The organism is Massilia eurypsychrophila (genome assembly GCF_002760655.1).
GTDB lineage: Bacteria > Pseudomonadota > Gammaproteobacteria > Burkholderiales > Burkholderiaceae_D > JAFCUW01.
Genome location: NZ_PDOC01000017.1, coordinates 1 through 18,616, shown reverse-complemented (window position 1 = coordinate 18,616; position 18,616 = coordinate 1). Strand labels below are relative to the sequence as shown.

The 18,616-nt window shown below is 65.5% G+C and carries 19 protein-coding genes and 1 pseudogene; 15 read left to right on the top strand and 5 right to left on the bottom strand.

Annotated elements, in window-relative coordinates:
- Positions 1 to 30: 30 nt before the first annotated feature.
- Entirely contained in the window at positions 31 to 849 is an 819-nt protein-coding gene (gene pyrF / locus CR105_RS20860) for an orotidine-5'-phosphate decarboxylase (protein ID WP_099791962.1), read from the bottom strand.
- Positions 850 to 1,054: 205 nt separating this feature from the next.
- On the opposite strand from pyrF, the gene CR105_RS20855 reads away from it, so the two are divergent.
- The 11 genes from CR105_RS20855 (at position 1,055) to CR105_RS28440 (ending at position 7,735) form a co-directional block, all read left to right on the top strand.
- Entirely contained in the window at positions 1,055 to 1,612 is a 558-nt protein-coding gene (locus CR105_RS20855; RefSeq protein WP_229414054.1) for a LemA family protein, read from the top strand.
- A gap of 4 nt (positions 1,613 to 1,616) precedes the next feature.
- Positions 1,617 to 2,408: a TPM domain-containing protein gene (locus tag CR105_RS20850; RefSeq protein WP_099791960.1), complete on the top strand. Its 792-nt coding sequence runs from the start codon at positions 1,617 to 1,619 to the stop codon at positions 2,406 to 2,408.
- Complete coding sequence (locus tag CR105_RS20845; RefSeq protein WP_099791778.1) at positions 2,408 to 2,920, top strand: TPM domain-containing protein; 513 nt, start codon at positions 2,408 to 2,410, stop codon at positions 2,918 to 2,920. The genes CR105_RS20850 and CR105_RS20845 overlap by 1 nt, the downstream gene beginning before the upstream one ends.
- 79 nt (positions 2,921 to 2,999) lie before the next feature.
- Complete coding sequence (locus CR105_RS20840) at positions 3,000 to 3,764, top strand: SDR family NAD(P)-dependent oxidoreductase (RefSeq protein WP_099791777.1); 765 nt, start codon at positions 3,000 to 3,002, stop codon at positions 3,762 to 3,764.
- Entirely contained in the window at positions 3,761 to 4,249 is a 489-nt protein-coding gene (locus CR105_RS20835; protein ID WP_099791775.1) for a MarR family winged helix-turn-helix transcriptional regulator, read from the top strand. The genes CR105_RS20840 and CR105_RS20835 overlap by 4 nt, the downstream gene beginning before the upstream one ends.
- Positions 4,250 to 4,371: 122 nt before the next feature.
- The gene (locus CR105_RS20830; protein WP_099791773.1) at positions 4,372 to 4,797 is read left to right on the top strand and encodes an organic hydroperoxide resistance protein; all 426 of its coding nucleotides are present in this window, start codon (positions 4,372 to 4,374) and stop codon (positions 4,795 to 4,797) included.
- A gap of 499 nt (positions 4,798 to 5,296) precedes the next feature.
- Positions 5,297 to 5,623, top strand: coding sequence for a hypothetical protein (locus tag CR105_RS20825; protein WP_099791771.1), 327 nt, complete (start codon positions 5,297 to 5,299; stop codon positions 5,621 to 5,623).
- Between the two features lie 88 nt (positions 5,624 to 5,711).
- Entirely contained in the window at positions 5,712 to 6,107 is a 396-nt protein-coding gene (locus CR105_RS20820) for a VanZ family protein (RefSeq protein ID WP_099791769.1), read from the top strand.
- Positions 6,108 to 6,263: 156 nt separating this feature from the next.
- Positions 6,264 to 6,473, top strand: coding sequence for a hypothetical protein (locus tag CR105_RS27915; protein WP_131021775.1), 210 nt, complete (start codon positions 6,264 to 6,266; stop codon positions 6,471 to 6,473).
- 215 nt (positions 6,474 to 6,688) lie between these two features.
- On the top strand, positions 6,689 to 7,357 hold the full coding sequence (locus CR105_RS20815; RefSeq protein WP_099791767.1) for a hypothetical protein: 669 nt from the start codon (positions 6,689 to 6,691) through the stop codon (positions 7,355 to 7,357).
- Between the two features lie 222 nt (positions 7,358 to 7,579).
- Positions 7,580 to 7,735, top strand: coding sequence for a hypothetical protein (locus CR105_RS28440; RefSeq protein WP_180288253.1), 156 nt, complete (start codon positions 7,580 to 7,582; stop codon positions 7,733 to 7,735).
- A gap of 189 nt (positions 7,736 to 7,924) precedes the next feature.
- On the opposite strand, the gene CR105_RS20810 is transcribed toward CR105_RS28440, so the two are convergent.
- From CR105_RS20810 to CR105_RS20795, 4 genes are all read right to left on the bottom strand, one after another.
- Complete coding sequence (locus CR105_RS20810) at positions 7,925 to 10,585, bottom strand: NAD(P)-binding protein (RefSeq protein WP_099791765.1); 2,661 nt, start codon at positions 10,583 to 10,585, stop codon at positions 7,925 to 7,927.
- Between the two features lie 93 nt (positions 10,586 to 10,678).
- Entirely contained in the window at positions 10,679 to 12,475 is a 1,797-nt protein-coding gene (locus tag CR105_RS20805; protein ID WP_099791763.1) for a glycoside hydrolase family 2 protein, read from the bottom strand.
- Positions 12,472 to 13,560, bottom strand: a complete 1,089-nt coding sequence (gene galK / locus CR105_RS20800) for a galactokinase (RefSeq protein ID WP_099791761.1) — start codon at positions 13,558 to 13,560, stop codon at positions 12,472 to 12,474. The genes CR105_RS20805 and galK overlap by 4 nt, the downstream gene beginning before the upstream one ends.
- A complete protein-coding gene (locus tag CR105_RS20795) occupies positions 13,554 to 14,651 on the bottom strand; it encodes a M24 family metallopeptidase (protein WP_099791759.1) in 1,098 nt (365 codons plus the stop codon). Before CR105_RS20795 ends, galK begins: the two co-directional genes overlap by 7 nt.
- A gap of 481 nt (positions 14,652 to 15,132) precedes the next feature.
- Here CR105_RS20795 and CR105_RS20790 point away from each other — a divergent pair, with 481 nt between their 5' ends.
- From CR105_RS20790 to CR105_RS27910, 4 genes and pseudogenes are all read left to right on the top strand, one after another.
- Positions 15,133 to 15,990, top strand: coding sequence for a pirin family protein (locus CR105_RS20790; RefSeq protein ID WP_099791757.1), 858 nt, complete (start codon positions 15,133 to 15,135; stop codon positions 15,988 to 15,990).
- 131 nt (positions 15,991 to 16,121) lie between these two features.
- Positions 16,122 to 17,453, top strand: a complete 1,332-nt coding sequence (locus tag CR105_RS20785) for a sigma-54 dependent transcriptional regulator (protein ID WP_099791755.1) — start codon at positions 16,122 to 16,124, stop codon at positions 17,451 to 17,453.
- Between the two features lie 77 nt (positions 17,454 to 17,530).
- The gene (locus CR105_RS20780) at positions 17,531 to 17,758 is read left to right on the top strand and encodes a hypothetical protein (protein ID WP_131021776.1); all 228 of its coding nucleotides are present in this window, start codon (positions 17,531 to 17,533) and stop codon (positions 17,756 to 17,758) included.
- A gap of 78 nt (positions 17,759 to 17,836) precedes the next feature.
- A pseudogene (locus CR105_RS27910) lies at positions 17,837 to 18,616 on the top strand (hypothetical protein); the annotation flags it as partial.

Here is an 18,616-nt window from a genome sequence, read left to right as displayed (position 1 = left end):
GACGGCGACAACACTGGCTTTTTGTCGAGCCTAGCGGTGCAGGTTGATGGCGTCGCGCGTTTCCAGTGCGACGCGGCGGGCGGCGGCGGCGAAGTCTTCGCCCGCCGCCGGCGTTGCATACAGGATCGCGCGCGACGAGCTGATCATCATGCCGGCGCCGGCGCCGGTCTTGCCGGCCGTGACGGTCGCCTCGATGTCGCCGCCCTGGGCGCCGATGCCCGGCACCAATACCGGCATGTCGCCGACAATCGCCCTTACCTGCGCCAGTTCCTCGGGAAACGTGGCGCCCACCACCAGCGCGCACTGGCCGTTGCTGTTCCACTTGTTGGCCACCAGCGCCGCCACATGCTGGTACAGCGGCTTGCCGTCGACATTGAGAAACTGCAGGTCGGAGCCGCCGGCGTTGGAGGTGCGGCACAGGATGATCTGGCCGCGCCCGCTCCACTCCATATACGGTTCGACCGAATCGAAGCCCATGTACGGGCTCAGCGTGACGGCGTCGGCGCCGTAGCGGTCGTACGCTTCGCGCGCATATTGCTTGGCGGTGGCGCCGATGTCGCCGCGCTTGGCATCAAGAATTAACGGGATGTGCGGATAATGCTGGCGCAGGTAGGCGCAGATTTCTTCGAGCTGGGCCTCGGCGCCGAGCGCCGCAAAATAGGCGATCTGCGGCTTGAACGCGCACGCCAGGTCGGCCGTCGCATCGATGATCGCCTTGCAGAACGCGACGATGGCGTCCGGCCGCTGCTGCAAGTGCGCCGGAAAGCGCGCCAGGTCCGGGTCGAGCCCGACGCACAGCAGGGAATTGTTGCCGGCCCACGCGGCGCATAGCTTGTTGATGAAATTCACGGCATGCCCCTCGTCATTTTTTTGCAAACGCAGCATTGTACCGCGTCCACCGCGGCCAGCCGGCCCCGAGCGCTGCACTATTGAACAGGCGCACTCGAATCATTTAGGGTATATTTTTATCCATTCGACAACTAGCCTGGAAAAGACCATCATGACCAATTACGGATTTGCACGCTGGACCCGCCTGCTGCTGACACTGTCTTTCATGTCCGCACTGCTGTCGGGCTGCGGCTACAACCAGTTCCAGTCCAAGGACGAAGCGACCAAGGCCGCGTGGAGCGAAGTGGTCAACCAGTACCAGCGCCGCGCCGACCTGATCCCCAACCTGGTCAACACCGTCAAGGGCTACGCCTCGCACGAAAAGGACACGCTCGAAGCGGTGACCAAGGCGCGCGCCGCCGCCACCAGCATGCAGGTCACGCCCGAAGTGCTGAACGACCCGGCCGCGTTCGCCAAATTCCAGCAGGTGCAAGGTGAACTGTCGAGCGCACTGTCGCGCCTGCTCGTGGTGACCGAAAACTATCCTAACCTGAAAGCCGACGCCAGTTTTCGCGACCTGCAGTCGCAGCTTGAAGGCACCGAGAACCGCATTACCGTCGCGCGCCAGCGCTACATCGCGTCGGTGCAGGAATATAACGTGCTCACGCGCAGCTTCCCGAACAACCTGACGGCGATGATTTTCGGCTACAAGGTCAAGCCATCGTTTACGGTGGAAAACGAAAAGGCGATCTCGACCGCGCCGACCGTCAATTTCGGCAAGTAAGATGATGACGAGGTTGCGCTTTCTGTGGGCCGCCGTGCTGGCGCTGTCGCTGCTGTGCGGCGGCGCCGCCCGCGCCCAGCTGGCCGCGGTGCCGGCGCTGACCGGCCATGTGACGGACCAGGCCGGCATGCTGGGGCCCGGCGAGCGCGACAAGCTCGAGGCGGTGCTGACCGATTACGAAGCCAAGACCGGCAGCCAGATCGCCGTGCTGCTGGTCAAGTCGACCGAGCCCGAGCAGATCGAGCAGTACAGCATCCGCGTCGCCGATGCCTGGAAGCTCGGCCGCAAAGGCGTCGACGATGGCGTGCTGCTGCTGGTGGCCAAGGATAATCCGGCGGCGCTGCGGCGCCTGCGCATCGAAGCCGGCCGCGGCGTGCAAGGCGTGCTGACCGACGCCCAGTCCAAGCGCATCCTGCAAGATGTGATTGCGCCCCACTTCCAGCAAAACCAGTACTACGACGGCCTGGTGGCCGGCATCGGTGCCATTGCTACCCTGCTCAACCAGGAACAATTTCCCGCCGCGCCAGAGCAGCAGCGCCAGCGCCAGGCGCAGTCGGAGGGCGGCACTTTCCTGATCCCGTTGCTGCTGTTTGGCGCCTTCGTGCTGATGTCGATCTTCCGGCCACGCCGCTCGCGCCTGTCGCGCGGCGGCTGGGGCGGCGGCGCTACCGGCTTCATCCTCGGCACCGCACTCGGTAGCCTGAGCCGTGGTGGCGGCGGCGGCGGTTTTGGCGGCGGCGGCTTTTCCGGCGGCGGCGGCAGTTTCGACGGCGGCGGCGCCTCGGGGGATTGGTGATGAGCAGCTTCAGCGAACGCATGTCGCGCGCCTTGCGGCACTGGAAAACCAGCGCCGCCGATGGACGCCGCGCCTTTCCGCAGGAAACACTGGCGGCCATTGCCGCCGCCATCACCGCCGGCGAGCTGACCCATCGCGGCGAACTGCGCCTGATCGTCGAAGCCTCGATGCCGTTCGACGCCATCTGGGACGACGTCACCACGCGTCAGCGTGCGCTGGCGCTGTTTGCCGAGCACGGCGTGTGGGATACCGAGGACAACTGCGGCGTGCTCATTTACGTGAACCTGGCCGAGCACAAGGTCGAGATCGTGGGGGACCGCAACGTCAACCGCAAGATCGACAGCGCCACGTGGCAGGCGGTGTGCCGCACCATGACCGAAGGCTTCGCTCGCGGAAACTTCCACGACAGCAGCATCGCTGCCGTCGAGCAGGTCAACGCCTTGTTGCGCCAGCACTTCCCGGCCAACGGCGATCGCGCCAACGAACTGTCCGACCAACCGATCCTCATGTAAGTCGCATTGCAGGAAATCCGCACATGGGCCGCCGGCTGTAGGTAAAATTCGCTATTACCGAACAGTTTGAAAGCGATCCATGAAGCTAGCCGAAAAAGTTGCGATTGTCACCGGCGCCACCCAGGGCATCGGCCTGGCCTGCGCCGAGCGCCTGGTGCGCGAGGGCGCGCGCGTGATGCTGGTCGACATCAGGCCGGAGGGCGAACAGGCCGCCGCCCAGATCGGTGACGCGGCACGATTTTTTGCTGCCGATGTCAGCCAGAAAGTGGACGTCGACGCGATGATCGCCGCGACCTTGCAGGCGTTCGGCCGCATCGATATCCTCGTCAACAACGCCGGCGTCACGCATGCCGCCGATTTTCTCGACCTCCACGAAGACGATTTCGACCGCGTGCTGCGGATCAACCTGAAATCGATGTTCCTGTGCGGCCAGGCCGCGGCGCGCGAAATGGTCAAGCAGCAAAGCGGCTGCATCATCAACATGTCGAGCGTCAATTCCGAACTGGCGATTCCGAACCAGGTCCCGTACGTCGTCTCGAAAGGCGGCGTCAACCAGCTGACCCGGGTGATGGCGCTAAGCCTGGCGCCGCACGGCATCCGCGTCAACGGCATCGGCCCCGGCACCATCCTCACCGAGCTGGCCAGGAAAGCGGTGCTGGGTAGCCCGGAAGCGCGCCACACCATCCTCTCGCGCACTCCGCTGGGACGCTGCGGCGAGCCGGAAGAGGTCGCATCGATCGCCGCCTTCCTCGCCAGCGACGACGCTTCGTACATGACCGGCCAGACCATCTACGCCGACGGTGGCCGGCTGGCGCTGAACTACACGGTGCCGGTGAAGCCATGACCAAGCCGCCGAAGCAGGATCGCGCAACGGGGGCGGCGCCGGCGCCAATGCTGGCGCTCGACAACCAGTTCTGCTTTGCGCTGTATTCCGCCTCGCATGCCGTCACGCGCACCTACAAGCCGCTGCTCGACGGCCTCGGCCTGACATACCCGCAGTACCTGGTGATGCTGGTGCTGTGGGAGCAGGACGGCATCCTCGTCAAGGACATCGGCGCCCGCCTGTTTCTCGATTCGGGCACGCTGACCCCGCTGCTCAAACGGCTCGAGGCGAACGGCCTGGTCGATCGCAACCGCGACCTGCACGATGAGCGCCAGGTGCGCATTTCGCTCAGCCCCGCCGGCCGCGCGCTGCGCGCCAAGGCGCTGCCGATCCCGGAACAGTTGCTGTGTGCCAGCGGCAAGGAAGCGGCCGCGCTCGGGCGCCTTCGCACTGAACTGTCGGCGGTGCGCGACGACTTGTTCAAGTCGATCGACGACAACATGTGACGAACCGATGGCAATGCCTATGGCGGTGATAGCGATAAATATATTGCGCACAATTTAATTGCGCGATACCATAGCTTCATTGGCAGTCGCATCTGCCTTCCCCCACATTCCAGGAGTCAACCATGCAAGTTCTCTACACCGCACAAGCTACCGCTACCGGAGGCCGCGACGGCCGCGCCATTTCCAGCGACAAGGCGCTCGACGTCGCGCTGTCGACCCCCAAGCAACTTGGCGGCGCCGGCGGTGAAGGCAGCAACCCTGAACAGTTGTTCGCTGGCGGTTACGCGGCGTGCTTCCTGTCGGCGATGAAGCTCGTCGGCGGCGCCATGAAGACCCCGCTGCCGGCGACGGCCAGCGTCGGTGCCCAGGTCGGCATCGGTCCCGATGGGGCCGGCGGTTTCGCCCTGGCGGTGACGCTGACCGTGACCACCCCTGGCATGGAACAGGCCGCAGCCGAAGCAGTCGTCGCCAAGGCACATCAGGTTTGCCCGTACTCGAACGCAACGCGCGGCAATATTGACGTCACCATCGCGGTGAATCCACAGTAGTTATCACGCATTTATATGTCCGATATCTAATTTGACAATTGGACATATATGTGGCGCCGCAGCATACTATGCCTTGTCTCCACTATTCTCCTCCAAGAAAATAGTCTTCAGCCCGCTTTCACCAGCGGGCTTTTTTTTGTCCGGCGCCGACGACGACAAAATTGGGCCCAGTTCGTTCGCCAGCAAAGCCGTGCACGTTTGAGCATTGTCATGCTCGCGTCACACGTGCTGCCTATACTTAGTTTCATCTGCATACACGCAACCGATATGCGTGATCGCAGCCAGGCGTGTCTTCCTCTAACGGGGGCACGCCACTCCGGTTTCCCCTCTCTTGGCCCGATCTTGGGTTTGCCCGCCTTAACCGGTGGGCATTTTTTTTCGGCAACACGCTTTGAGACACAGCAGGATTAACAGCTTGTACATGGCGCAGCATCTACTATGATGAAGTTCGCCCGACTGGTTTATCTATCAACACCTCGAAGTAAAGGGAGTCTATCGAATGAGCTTTCTCGCCTTTGAAACAACATCGAACCATGCAAGCGGATCCAATGCCGTTCACAGCCGGCGCCAGCCACGCGATGAAGATCGCCTGATCCTGACTGAACTCGATCCGCGCGCCGTCATCGATCATCTCGACGACGACGACACGCCCATCAACCTGACAACCTGCGGCAGCATCCGCGAATCCTGCCCAAAGTGTGCCCAAACCCATTTGAAACTGGTACTCCGGCAACGTAGCGTGCGTAGCGCCCACCTGTTCTGCGCCGGCTGCCACGGCTGTTTTGACGCCCATTATCCCAACGGCGCCGGTGCGTTGACAATCTGATCACCAAACCGGCCGCTCCAGGCCGTCCGCCCCACCAGGGCGTTCGCAGCGACATGCTATCCTTGCCGCTTTCGCCCTGGTTGTCCTGATGCACGCCCTCTTTTCCCTGCTCGTTCTTGACCCTAAACTGCGCAAACTGCGTTATTTCTGTGCGCTGCTGATCTATGCGGCAATCCTCGTGATGGGTTCGATTCCCGGTGCCCGTGCCGAAATCGGCCATTACGCCACCGGCGTGGTGTTGCACTCACTGGCCTATGCCGGGCTGACGTTGCTGGTTTTCACCGGCAGCGAAGGCAGCCTGCGCAGCCGGGCACTAAAAGCGGTGCTGACAGTTGCACTGATGGGCGCCGGCGACGAACTGCTGCAGAGCCTGTTTCCCTATCGCGGCGCATCGATCGGCGACTGGCTGGTCGACTGCAGCGCCGCGACCCTCACTTCCGCCTTGCTGTGGGCTGTGCTGCCCAACATGGCAAGCACGCGCTAGAGCTTACCGGGCAGAAACAAACTACTCGACAGTTTGATCTGCCTCACGCTGCCTCCGCTCAGCCGGAACGTCGCGCCAATTCGCCCCTCTTACTCCAGTGGCACGCGGCATCGTCACGCACACACATGGAAAACACCAACAATCGAGGAGTTGAATATGAAGCGTACACAAAGCGTGATCCTGGGCCTGCTGGCGTTCTCGCTGGCGGCGTGCAGCTATCTCCCCTGGAGAAATACCAGCGGCACCAGCCCGGCCGCAAGTCCAAGCGCCGGATCGCCTCCGGCCGCCGGCGCCGGTGATGCCGGCGCCGGCAGCACCACTGCCAAGAGCACTACCGGCACAGGGGCAGGAAGCGTTCAGAACTAACAATCGCGGCGGTGCGTCCGGGGCCTGGCAACAGGTCGATCGGACTTCGGCCGCAACACAGTGGCAGCAACCAGAACGAGACAAGCTTCGTTTGATTTGCGTCATGTGCTGCCCGGTGCCGCCGAACGTACGCGCGGTTAGCCCCTCTTACCCTCGTGGCAAGCGGCACGTCACGCACACACCCACTGTAAGACATCCAATATAAGGAGTTGATCATGAATCGAAAACAACAGAGCGTGGTACTGGCGGGCCTGCTGGCACTGGCGCTGGCAGGCTGCGGCACCATGCGCGGAAAGATGTCGGATGATGGCTCAGGCGCCACGGGTAGCGGCACCAGCAGCAGTGGCAGCGGCAGCAGCAGCATGGGCAGCGGCACCAGCGGCAGTGGCAGCGACAGCAGCATGGGCAGCGGCAGTGGGAGTGGCGGCAGCATGGGCAGCGGCAGCAGCACCGGCAGTGGCGGCACCAGCGGCGCCGGCGGTACTGGCGGCGGCAGCGGCTCGGGCACCACTACGGGCACCGGCACCACTGGCTCGACCAGCACCATGGACACCGAAGGCGGCGCAGGCGGCATGGCGGGCACCGCCAGCGGCAGCGCGGCTGGTCAGTCGCAACAGACTCCGTCGACCGGCTCGTCTTCTGCAGGCACGATGGCGCCAAACGCCATGGTAATGGCAATCGAAGCGGTGCCCAAAAGCGGCACGGGTGCAGTCGGCGGTAGCGGCACCGGCACCACCGGCTCATCGTCGATGGGCGAAGACAGAATGTACCGCGTCACGTTACGCATGGACGATGGCACGACCCTGGTCGTCACCCAGGCAACTCCCCCAACCTACCGCATGGGCGACCGGGTCAACATGAGCGACGGCGCTATCTCCCACTGACGCGAGGCCACGCCATCTGCTTCCCACCAGTGGCATGCGGCCGGCGTCGATCATGGCGTCGGCCGCCGCAGCGCGTCACCCGGGTCGCGGCAGGTGCATTACTGAGGCCTTGCCCTAAAGCGGAGATCGGGCGATGCGCGCAAGTTCATCGAGCCGTCGCCAAACTTAGGATGCCAGGGGTCCTCCACCTTCGCCGACAGCGCAGCGCAGTGGCAATGAGCCATGCCCGTCCGCGTATCGAACGGCGATGCCGGGAAACGGCACGACACCGTGCTGCCAAGCTTTGCTGAACGCGGCGACGTCATCCAGCCGGGCAAGGTGCTGATGGTGCTTTTGCTAACGCGCACTGATGTCGAACCTGGGCTGGGCGGTGATTGACCTTGTCGGCTTTTCCCGACTCGCGCAAGACAGTCATGCCGGCGCTAGCGCTACATGCGTCACGTCCTCACACGAACTCGACGCGCGTTGTGTCTGGCGCGAGCTGAACAGCCTTTCCCAACAGACCGGCCAGGACTTGAGCCATGGCGGCCATTTATTACCGGCATCTCCAGGTCGCACCCCCGTACATCAGTCCGAACCGACCGTCTTCGCCCTGTCCGCACGTTGCGCCAGTACGGTCTCGGCAGCTTTCTTGCCGGCCAAGAATGCATGGTCCGAATTGTAGTATTCCCACTCGCTGTAGCGTCCGGCCAGGATGATGTCGTAGCGGGCCAGCCAGGCCTTCACCAGTTCCACATTGGCGGCGCGTGCGTGGTCATAGACGACATAGGCATACGGCATGTTGACCATGTTGGCGGTGATGATCTTGTCGTCTGGCCGCAGCATCGTGACGTTGATGCAATCTTCGATGCAGCGGTCGATCAGTGCCTGGCCATCGACCGGCAGCGGCTTCCACGGCGAATACGAAATCTCACAGGTCAATCCGAAGCCGCCTGGCGGGTTGCAATGCGGGCTGGCATTTCCTTGCACAAAGATGCGGTGAAATATCGTCTCTTCCGGGTAGTAGATCCAGTGCTTGTCGGTCAGGTTCTCGCGCGCCACGCCGAGATTGACACAGCGCACCGACAGGTGACGCAGGCCACGCGCGGCGGCGCGCACCTCTTCCGGCACTTCGGCGCCGGCCAGTTTGACCAGTTCGGGCAACGGCATCGTGCTGACCAGGTGTTCGTAACGGTAGCGGCTGCCATCGGCCATCACCAGCACATGTTCGCGCGGCAGCAGTTGCGCCGCCTCCGCGCCCAGTTCGAGCTTGCCTTTAATGTGTGGCAAGAACCCTTCCATCAGCGCCTGAAAGCCGCCGCGCAGCGGGTAGCCGAAACGCGCGTTAGGGCCCATCGGCTTGGCCACCGGCTCAAGCGCGCCTTCGATGATCTGTTCGAGGTCGGGCAGCGGCACGCGCCCGCCCAGCCACGAGGTTTCCATTTCCGTCAGCGGCAGCGTCCACAGCTTGCGGTTGTATGGAATCGCAAAGTGCTTGGCGATGCCCTTGCCCCATATCTTGTAGATGAATTCCTCGAAGTTCTGCGTGTCGCGTTTGCGCGGGGCGATCGCGGTCGTGTTCGCGGTCGTGTTCGCGGTCGTGTTCGCCACACAGGCGGTGCCGTCGGCGCAGCAATCGTCGATCGGCTTGACCGGCGCTGCCGTGCCGGCGGCGGCGCCGACAGATTCGAGCGCGCCGAAGCGCGCTTCAACGGCGCCGACGATGCATTCACTGATCACCTTCGGAGGCAAGCCGTACAAGGCGCCCTGGAACGGATAGCGCGTGTACACCTGCTTGCTGTAGATCCAGGCTTCACGGTCCTGCCAGTGCAAGTTATCGCCCAGCAAAGTCTGATACAGCTTGAGGACGTACTGGTCGTTCGAGAACATGATGTGGCCGGCGTGGTCGAACGTAAAGCCGTGGTCGTCGATCGACCGGCACCAGCCGCCGACGTTGGCATTCTTGTCGAGCAGTACAGCGTCTTCGCGCAAGTGGTAGGCCGCGGACAGGCCGGTCGGCCCGGCGCCGACGATGACGGTGCGCACGTTTTGCGCGCCACCCTGGGAGCGCAAGGGATTGACTTTCGGCGATGCGGCAGCGACGGTGGCGTCGGCGCCGTTTGCGCCGCGCGCCGGGAAGCGCGCCGGCGCCTGACGGGGCGCCGTGCTGATCAACAATTCACGCATGGCCGCGGCCGTCACATCCCACGACGTGCTGGCGACAATGGCGCGCATGGATGCCCGTTTCGCCTCGCGCTGTTCGAGCGTCATCGCCAGCGCCGCTTCGCAGGCGGCGATGAATTCGGCGGCGCCGTCGGCGATCGCGACGACGTGGCCATATGGCTCGACGACGTCGGCTATCGGCGTGCTCACGCTCGGCAATTCAGCGGCCATGTATTCCAGCACCTTGGTCGGGCTGATGAACCGGGTCGCCTCGTTCAGCGCAAACGGCAACAGGCAGACGTCCCAGCCGGCCAGCAGCTGCGGCAGCGCCTGGTACGGCTGCTGGCCCAGGTAATGGATGTTCGGCCTGCCCGGCAGGCTGCCGGGATCGACTTTGAGCACCGGGCCGACCAGCACGATCTGCCACTCCGGGTGGGCATCGGCCAGCGCCGCGGTCAGCGTGGCATCGAAACGTTCATCGATGACGCCATAGAAGCCGAGCCGCGGATGGGCGATATGTTGCTGCGCCGGATGGCTCGTCTCGCGCGCCAGCGCCTGGCCGAAATGGCCGACGTCGACACTGCTTGGAAAGCAGTGGGCATTGGCATGGCGCTCGCGCTTGGCCTCGTACAGGCTGGGGCCGCCGGCGAACACCAGGTCGGCAAGGTTCAGCAGCGCGCTTTCGCGCTGCAGCAATTGCTTCGGCGGATTCTTGAATGCCGCCAGTTCATCCATGCAGTCGTACACCACCAGGCTCGCCTGCAGTTGTTGCAGCAGCGGCAGCGCCATCGGTGTGTAGAACCAGGCGATCGGTTGCTCGCCGGGCGGTACCAGGTCCGCGAGCAGCGGCTGCAGCAGCGGGATCTGATCGTCGTGGAAGCCGCAGGCCAGGATCGGCGTATGGGCGCGGCAGACGGTCACGTTCGGGGCCGGACTGGTCTGTTCCATGAAGGGCGCGGCGTCGTCGAACACCGGCTCCTCGACGAACAAGATGCGGTAATGTCGCGCCAGCCGCGTCAGTAACTGTTGCGGCCGTTGGTAGACGAAGTCCCAGCGCAGGTGACAAAAAACGACGATCGTGTTCATGCTTGCTCCTTTTCGCCCCTTGCGGGCGTCGCGTGATCTGAAGAATATGACTTGCTGCAAGGGACCCGCGGCCAGCGGCCGCCGCCGGGCGGCTCAGGCGCCGCCGGGTCCCGGTCCCTCCCCTGTGTGTAGAAATTTGACGGCGCGGGTGGCCGCGTAAATCTGCTCGAGCGGCACCTTCGGCGTGCGGTCGGCGCACAGCAAGCCGTTCGCTTCCTGGAACGTGTCGGCAAACTGGGTGTAGCAAAAACCGCTGAACATGAAGGTGTTGTTGACGGCGAACAGCAGGTCGCGGTACAGCTCGAGGAAGCTCTCCGCCGTGTGGGCGCGCGAATACCCCCACGTGGCCGTGCCGCTAATTTGCGGATCGAACGCAATGCCGCCAAATTCGGTCAGCACAATTGGCTGGCCGCGGTGCGGGAAGCCATCCAGCGTCAGGATGCGTCCGCCTGGCCGGCGCTGGTCGAACAAGGTGCGCACCGGGTCGCTGACGGCATAGCGGGCGGCCAGCCGGTCCGGATCGCAGTCGTAGTCGTGAATGCCGAGAATGTCGGTGGCCGACGCTTCCCAGCCGTCATTGCCGATCACCGGTCGGGTGGCGTCGAGCGTGCGCGTCAGGTGGTACAGCGCCTCGACCGCGTTGCGGTGGGCCTGCGTCAACGTCAGGTTCGGCACGCCCCACGATTCGTTGAACGGCACCCAAACAATCACGCACGGGTGGCTGAAGTCGCGCTCGAGCGCCTCGGTCCATTCCTTGACGATGCGGCTGATCGCCTTCGGGCTGAAGCGGTACGGCGAGGGCATTTCTTCCCATACCAGCAGGCCCAGCTTGTCGGCCCAGTACAGGTAGCGCGGATCTTCGATCTTCTGGTGTTTGCGCACGCCGTTAAAGCCCATCGCCTTGGCCAGCTCGACGTCGCGGCGCAGCGCCGCGTCGGACGGCGCCGTCATCAGGCTGTCCGGCCAGTAACCCTGGTCGAGCACCAGGCGCAACGGATAGGCGCGACCGTTGAGCATGAAGCGGTCGCGGTTGATCGCCACCGAACGCATCGCCGTGTACGACGTCACGCGATCGAGCACTTTATTGCCGTGATATAAGGTGAGCTCGGCTTCGAGCAGGGTCGGCCGTTCGGGGCTCCACAGCAGCTCGTTGCGCGAATCGTCGATGCCAGGGTCCGATAGCGCAATCTTGCGGTTCGCTTCGTGGCCGAGCAGCTTGTAGTGGTCGTCCGCCAGCAACTCGTCGCCATGCCAGATTTTCACTTCGACAAACAGGTCTTCTTCGATTTCACCGATGACGAACACTTCGCAGCCGATCTCGTAGGTTTCGAAAATCGGCGTCCAGCGCAGCACGTTGATGTAGGTCGAAGCCACCTGTTCGAGCCAGACCGGCTGCCAGATGCCGGTGGTGCGCGGATACCAGATCGAGTGCGGCTCGAGCAGCCAGTCCTGCTTGCCGCGCGGCTTGGCCAGGTCGTGCGGATCGTCCTCGACCATCACGGTGACGACCTGCGCGCCGTTGCCGTTCATGACGGCAGTGATGTCGGCGTGGATCGGCGTGTGGCCGCCTTCGTGTTCGGCCACCAGGTGATCGTTGACCCACACCCGGGCGCTGTAGTCGATCGCACCGAAGTGCAGGATCGTGCGTCCGCTGCCCGGCTGCAACGTAAAATCGCGCTGGTACCAGCAGACCGAATGAAAGCCGGTGTCGCCGATGCCGCTGGCCTTCGTTTCCGGTGCGAACGGCACCACGATCTCGTGGGTCCAGCCGTCGACGCAGGTCGGCATCTGGCAGCGGCGCTCGTCGTCGTACATGAAGCGCCATGGCCCGTTCAGGCTGATCCAATGGTCGCGCACCAGCTGGGGCCGCGGATATTCGAATTGATTCATGGTGAAGGCTCCAGTTGCGCCGGCAGCGGGATCAGGATGCGGCCCTGCCTGCCGGCAGAGTTGTAGAGCGCCAGCGCCGCATGCGCCGCCACCGCCGCGCGGCCTTCGCGCCCGAGCGCGACGCAGGCGCCGCCAAAGCCGGCGCCGGTCAGGCGCGCGCCGTAGACGTCCGGCAGCGCGCGCAGCGCCGCGGCCAGTTCGTCGAGCGCGTCGATCGATACTTCGTAGTCGTCGCGCAAGCTGGCGTGCGAGGCATCCATCAGTTGGCCGAAGCGCGGCGCCGACACGCCGGCGGCCGCCTCGAGCACGCGCAGGTTTTCGCCGACGACATGGCGCGCGCGCTGGCGCAACGGCGCCGGCAACGTGTCGACCTCGGCCGGATCGGCGACGTCGCGCAGGGCAGCCACGCCGAGCAGGCGCGCCGCCTGCTCGCACTCGGCGCGCCGCTCGTTGTAGCGGCTGGCCGCGAGGGTGCGCGGCACGCCCGAGTCGATGACGATCAGCTCGCTGCCTGGCGGCAGCGGCTGCAGGCGGTACGCGAGGGTGCGGGCGTCGATGAACAGCATGTGGCGCTGGTCGGCCAGGCTGGCCGCCATCTGGTCCATGATGCCGCAGTTCACTTCGGCATACTCGATCTCGGCGCGCTGGGCAATGCGCGCCAGGGCGACGTCGTCGAGCTCGAACGCGAGCAGACTGCGCAACGCCCGCAACGTTGCCACCTCCAGCGCGGCGCTGCTCGACAGGCCGGCGCCGACCGGCAGGTCGGTGCTGACATACACGCGCAGCGGCGGCACCGCCACGCCGGCCGCCTCCATCAAGCGGATGCAGCCGTCGATGTAGCGGGCAAATCCGGCCGGCGGATGCGCGTCGGCGGCGTACTCGACGCCCTCGTCGAGCGTGGCCGAATACACATGGAACAGCGCGTCCTCGCTGATGCTCATCGCCACTTCGGTCAGTTGCGGCGTTGCCACCGGCAGCATGAAGCCGTCGTTATAGTCGGTGTGCTCGCCGAGCAGGTTGACCCGCCCCGGCGCCGACGCGTGCACCTCGGGCGGGCCGCCGAAAAACGTCGCCAGCGTCAGCACGCCGCCTCCAGCCACAGCGGGCGGCTACGCCCCTGCACCAGCGCCGCCGGCCAGGCCGGATCGAGCATCAGGTTTTCCAGCCCGTGCTGGCCGATCAGGAACGTGTCTTCCAGCCTGATGCCTTGCAATGCGGGATTGAACGCCACGGCCATGCCCGCCTCCAGCTGCAGCGCACTGCTGGCGGTGGCGACGACTTCGTGCGCCTGGTAGCCGGCGACGCCGCCGTGCGGCTCGGCGCGCAACGCATCGTCGTGGCCGGCATGCCGGTAGGCCTGCAGCAGCGCGTGATAGACGGTCGCCAGCGAGTTGCCGGGCGCGCAGGTGGCCAGCGCGGTCGCCTCCACCGTCATCAGCTCGGCCTGCGCAACGGGCGCCGCGCCGAAGGTGACGAAGCCGGTCAGGTTGGCGTACAGACCGTGGCGACGGGCGCCGAATGCCAGCATCGCCCGTTCGCCGAGCGGTTCGGCCGACGCCGTCGGATGCCGGTGGTGCGCCAGGCGCCGCGCCCCAGCCGCCATCACCAGCGCCGGATCGATGCCACGCCGCCACAGGGCGCGCGCGCCTTCGCCGGCCAGCGCATACTCGGTCCAGCCGGGCCGAGCGGCGCGCATCGCTTCGCTCATCGCCAGCGCGGCGTCGGCGCCAAGCGCCCGGTAGCGCTGCTGCTCATCGGGCGAGAGCCGCAGGCGCTGCTGGCGGGCAAGCTGCGGCAACGGCTGTTCTCCGGCGGCGGGACGGTCGCTGACAACCGGCGCGCCTTCCGCCGCGCCTGCCACGAACTGATCGCGCCACTCGGTGTCGGACCACGGCGTGACGTGGAATGAAAAACCGGGCGGCACTTCTTCGGTGCGCAGCCGCTCGGCCTCGACTTCGTCGGTCAGGATGCAGGCGTCGCCGGCAGTTACCAGCACTTCGGCTATGCCCGTCGCGCCGGCCAGCGCCAGGGCGCCGCTGCCACCTGCGGTGATCCAGGCGAACCAGTCGACGCCGCGCAGCCGCAAGGCGCAAGCGCCACTGTCGTCGAGCCAGCCGCGCGCCAGCGCCAGCTTGGCGGCCACCTCGGCCGCGCGGTGATCCGGAGCGCCATTCATGCCGCGCCCTCCAGGCTAGCTGGTTCGGAAAACGGGCCAGGCGCCGGCGCTTCCGGCGCGATCCGCTGAGAACTGTACGGTGTCAGCGCGCGGCCATCTGGCTTCGTCGTTTCGAGAATGTGCGTAGGCATGTCGTAGCGTGGTGACCGAATCGGACGTGGCGAGGAGCACAATCCTAGCATGCGGATTTGCGCGCTTTGGCCGGCCGTCATCGAGGTCCTTTCCACTCAACAAGGCCATGTAACCATTGGTGTCCGATCGATTTGCGCCTCGCCTTGCGCGCCCCGACGGAGAGCACCATTGACGATAACCGCGACTCAAAAAATGTGTCGACACGATGTAGGCGAGGACCTACAAAACAAAACGGGATTGTTACGGCACGATGGAGGCGGACGCGCAGCCATCCAGCGCGCCGACACGGCGCCCGATAGTGTTGTATTGTCATGCTCATCACCAAACTACTGGCATGGAGCATCACGGCATGAGCGACAAGACCATCAAGCGGCTGCACCCCGCGTTGCGCGACGATATCGGCGACCTGCTGACCCAGCGTCCGTTGCCCAACCCCCACCTCGCGCAGCTCGACCCCTTCCTGTTTTTGAATCACCACGGCCCGCAGGTCTATGCGCCCAACAACCATGGGCTGCCGTTCGGCCCGCACCCGCACCGTGGCTTCGAGACCGTCACCTTTATCGTTGAAGGCATGCTCACCCACAAGGACAGCGCCGGTCACGAAAGCATCATCCGCGAGGGCGGCGTGCAATGGATGACCGCCGGACGCGGCATCGTGCACGCCGAGGTGTCGCCCGCCGAATTCCTGCAGGACGGCGGCCCGCTCGAATTACTGCAGCTGTGGGTCAACCTGCCGGGCAGCCTGAAGATGACGGCGCCCGCCTACACCGGCTTGCAGCGCGGCGACATCCCGGCCATCGGGTCGGCCGACGGCCGCGTCACGCTGAACCTGGTGGCCGGTCAGTGGCAGGGCCGGAGCGGACCGGTCAATTCGCTCACCGGCGTATTCATGAGCACCATCGAACTGCAGGCCGGCGGCAGCCTGCGCGTGCCCGAACTGCGTGGGCGCACGCTGTTGCTGTATGTGGTGCGCGGCGCCATCGAGGTCGGCGGCGACCTCGCCTCCGCCTTCAACCTCGTCGAGATCAACGACGAGGGCGACTCGCTGGAAATATCCAGCGAGGCGGGAGCCCTGGTGCTGTTCGGCCATGCAGAAGCGCTGCGCGAGCCGGTCGTCGCGCATGGCCCGTTCGTCATGAACACGCGCGAAGAAATCGTCGAAGCAATCAACGACTACCAGGCCGGGAAATTCGGCGGCACCTTGTAACGGGCAACGTGCCTGCGCGGGCACGGGATACGGCAAATCCCGGCCAGGCCCGCCACTTGCATCAATGGTACGGCACGAACCAAGTTCAGCTTTCGGGGATCGGACACGGGTAGGCATTGCGCGGATCCCCCATGTCGCTGAAAAAACTACTCTGCATTGAACTCGGCGCATCGAGCGCGCCGCCGCCGCCGGCCGTCCTGGCGGCAGAGTGGGATGTGCGCACCGTCAGCAGCTGGCGGGAAGCGGCGCGGGCGCTGCGCACGCCGGTCTATCTGGTCGGCGTGGTGCTCGACCTGCCCGGTCCGGACGGCGCCGAAGTGGCCGCACGCTTTTTTCGCGACTACTGGCACATCGAATGGGTCGGCGTGCTGGCGCCGCGGGCGCTGGAAGCGTCCGCCTGCCGCGCCCTGGTGGCGGCCCACCTGGCCGACTTCCACACCCGCCCCGTCGATCCATTGCACCTGTTCCATGCGCTCGGCCACCTGCACGGTCTTGCCTTGCTGCGCGCGCCGCCAGCGTCCGGCGCCGCCGCGCCGGAACTGGCCGCGCTGACCGGCGACAGCGCCGCCATCGCCCGCCTGCGCGCGCAGATTGTCAAGGTGGCCCAGTCCGACGCTCCCGTGCTGATCTGGGGCGAGAGCGGCAGCGGCAAGGAACTGACGGCGCAGGCAGTGCACACGCAATCGGCGCGGGCCGCCGGCCCGTTCGTGCCGATCAACTGCGGCGCCATCCCGCCCGCGTTGATCCAGTCAGAACTGTTCGGCCACGCCCGCGGCGCCTTTACTGGCGCGGCCAAGGACAAGGCCGGCCTGATCGAGTCTGCCAGCGGCGGCACGGTGTTCCTCGACGAGATCGCCGACCTGCCGAAAGACCTGCAGTCGAACCTGTTGCGCTTTCTGCAGGAAAAGACCATCTACCGCGTCGGCTCGACCCGCTCGGTCGATGTCGATGTGCGCGTCATTGCCGCCTCGCACGTCAACCTGCAGCAGGCGGTGGAAGACGGCCTGTTCCGCGAAGACCTGTACTACCGCCTCAACGTGTTGCCGATCGACGTGCCGCCGCTGCGTGAGCGCAAGGCCGATCTCGACATGCTGGCGCAGCACTTCTTTCGCACCTTTGCCACCGAAAAGGCGCCGCGCCTGAAAGGGTTCGGCCCCGACGCGCTGGAGGCCATCCGCGCACACCACTGGCCCGGCAATGTGCGCGAGCTGATCAACCGCACCCGGCGCGCGATGGTACTGTCCGAGGGCCGCCTGATCGGGCCACACGACCTCGGACTGGCGCCACGCCGCGCGCCAGCCGCCGGCGCCGGCCTCGACGCGTCGCGCATTGCCGCCGAGCGCGCCGCCATCGGCGCCAGCCTCGAACGCGCCGGACGCAACATCACCCACGCCGCGCGCGACCTGGGCGTGTCGCGCATGACGCTGTACCGCTTGCTGGCCAAGCACGGCATTCAGCCCTGAACCCGACTGTATCGGCGATGGATCGGGCGCTGCCCTGACTGGCATTGCCGCGCCTGTCGCCGTCACGGCGCTGCGACATGCTGCGGCGCGACAAAGAAGCAGGCGGCGCGCCTGAATTGATGGGCAAAGCGTGGTGGCGGCAGCGTTGTTCGTGCGTCGCCGCGATGCACATTGCATCCCAGCCGTCGCAGAAACGGTACGGTAGCGCCGCCGCCATGGCCACCGCGCCCGGCTGCGCCAGCTTTCTGCCTTTGTTTTCAACGGCCTGGCGCGGCAGCTCGGCGCTGGCACCTTCTTTGCAGTAGTCCTGATGCCTGACCAAACGCCGGGCAAATTGACCGACTTTCTTCTTGTACTGATGTTTTCCACCAAAGGGGCTACATATGAAACGTACTATCTTGGCGGCGACAATCGCGCTCGCTTTCAGCGCAACTGCCAGCGCAAATCCAACCAACAACGCCACAGGGGCCAAGGCCGATGGCCTGATCGGTCAGGTGGCGGTGGCAACCAATGAGCAAAGCGGCGACGGACCGAAGGCGAACGAGTACTCGCAAGCGATTCAGGACAACAGCACCGAGACGTTGACGCTGACCAGCACCGACAGCAGCACCAACACCGAGACCAACACCAACACCGAGACCACCACACGCGGTCACGCCCACGCCGAGGGCCATGGCAACGCGGCGGCCAACCACGGCGGCACCGCGACGGCCACCTTCACCAGTTCATTCAACACCTCGACAGCGGCGGCTACCAGCATCCTCAGCGGCGAAGTCAGCGGCAACCAGACCGGCAATATCGGCAACGTCGCGGCGAACACCGGTAGTAGCCGGGGCGGCGACGGTGGCAACGGCTACGGCGGGCGGGGCGTCGGCGGCTCGGCGCACGGCAAAGGCGGCGACGGCGGCTCGGCCAAAGGCGCCAACGGCGGCCGCGGCGGCGCCAGCGGCGACGCACTCAACCTCGGCTATGCCAGCAACGGCGACGCCGCCGGCGGCGACGGCTATGGCGGCAACGGCGGTGATGGCGGCAATGCCAGCAACGCCCGCTCCGGCCGCGGCGGCGATGGCGGCGCCGGTGGCCGCGGCGGCGCCGGCGGCAGCGGCAAGGCTGCCGGCGCCGGCGGTGGTGACGGCGGCATCGCCGTCGGCGGCTGGGGTGGC

Excerpts from the sequence above, each read along its gene's own strand:
- CR105_RS20815 (WP_099791767.1), top strand. The coding sequence starts at position 6,689 with ATGAATCGAAAACAACAGAGCGTGGTACTGGCGGGCCTGCTGGCACTG.
- CR105_RS20835 (WP_099791775.1), top strand. The coding sequence starts at position 3,761 with ATGACCAAGCCGCCGAAGCAGGATCGCGCAACGGGGGCGGCGCCGGCG.
- CR105_RS20810 (WP_099791765.1), bottom strand. The coding sequence starts at position 10,585 with ATGAACACGATCGTCGTTTTTTGTCACCTGCGCTGGGACTTCGTCTAC.
- CR105_RS20805 (WP_099791763.1), bottom strand. The coding sequence starts at position 12,475 with ATGAATCAATTCGAATATCCGCGGCCCCAGCTGGTGCGCGACCATTGG.
- CR105_RS20820 (WP_099791769.1), top strand. The coding sequence starts at position 5,712 with ATGCACGCCCTCTTTTCCCTGCTCGTTCTTGACCCTAAACTGCGCAAA.
- CR105_RS27915 (WP_131021775.1), top strand. The coding sequence starts at position 6,264 with ATGAAGCGTACACAAAGCGTGATCCTGGGCCTGCTGGCGTTCTCGCTG.
- CR105_RS20780 (WP_131021776.1), top strand. The coding sequence starts at position 17,531 with ATGCTGCGGCGCGACAAAGAAGCAGGCGGCGCGCCTGAATTGATGGGC.
- CR105_RS20840 (WP_099791777.1), top strand. The coding sequence starts at position 3,000 with ATGAAGCTAGCCGAAAAAGTTGCGATTGTCACCGGCGCCACCCAGGGC.
- CR105_RS20850 (WP_099791960.1), top strand. The coding sequence starts at position 1,617 with ATGACGAGGTTGCGCTTTCTGTGGGCCGCCGTGCTGGCGCTGTCGCTG.
- CR105_RS20790 (WP_099791757.1), top strand. The coding sequence starts at position 15,133 with ATGAGCGACAAGACCATCAAGCGGCTGCACCCCGCGTTGCGCGACGAT.
- CR105_RS20845 (WP_099791778.1), top strand. The coding sequence starts at position 2,408 with ATGAGCAGCTTCAGCGAACGCATGTCGCGCGCCTTGCGGCACTGGAAA.
- CR105_RS20795 (WP_099791759.1), bottom strand. The coding sequence starts at position 14,651 with ATGAATGGCGCTCCGGATCACCGCGCGGCCGAGGTGGCCGCCAAGCTG.
- CR105_RS20830 (WP_099791773.1), top strand. The coding sequence starts at position 4,372 with ATGCAAGTTCTCTACACCGCACAAGCTACCGCTACCGGAGGCCGCGAC.
- CR105_RS20785 (WP_099791755.1), top strand. The coding sequence starts at position 16,122 with ATGTCGCTGAAAAAACTACTCTGCATTGAACTCGGCGCATCGAGCGCG.
- CR105_RS20825 (WP_099791771.1), top strand. The coding sequence starts at position 5,297 with ATGAGCTTTCTCGCCTTTGAAACAACATCGAACCATGCAAGCGGATCC.
- CR105_RS20855 (WP_229414054.1), top strand. The coding sequence starts at position 1,055 with ATGTCCGCACTGCTGTCGGGCTGCGGCTACAACCAGTTCCAGTCCAAG.
- CR105_RS28440 (WP_180288253.1), top strand. The coding sequence starts at position 7,580 with ATGCCCGTCCGCGTATCGAACGGCGATGCCGGGAAACGGCACGACACC.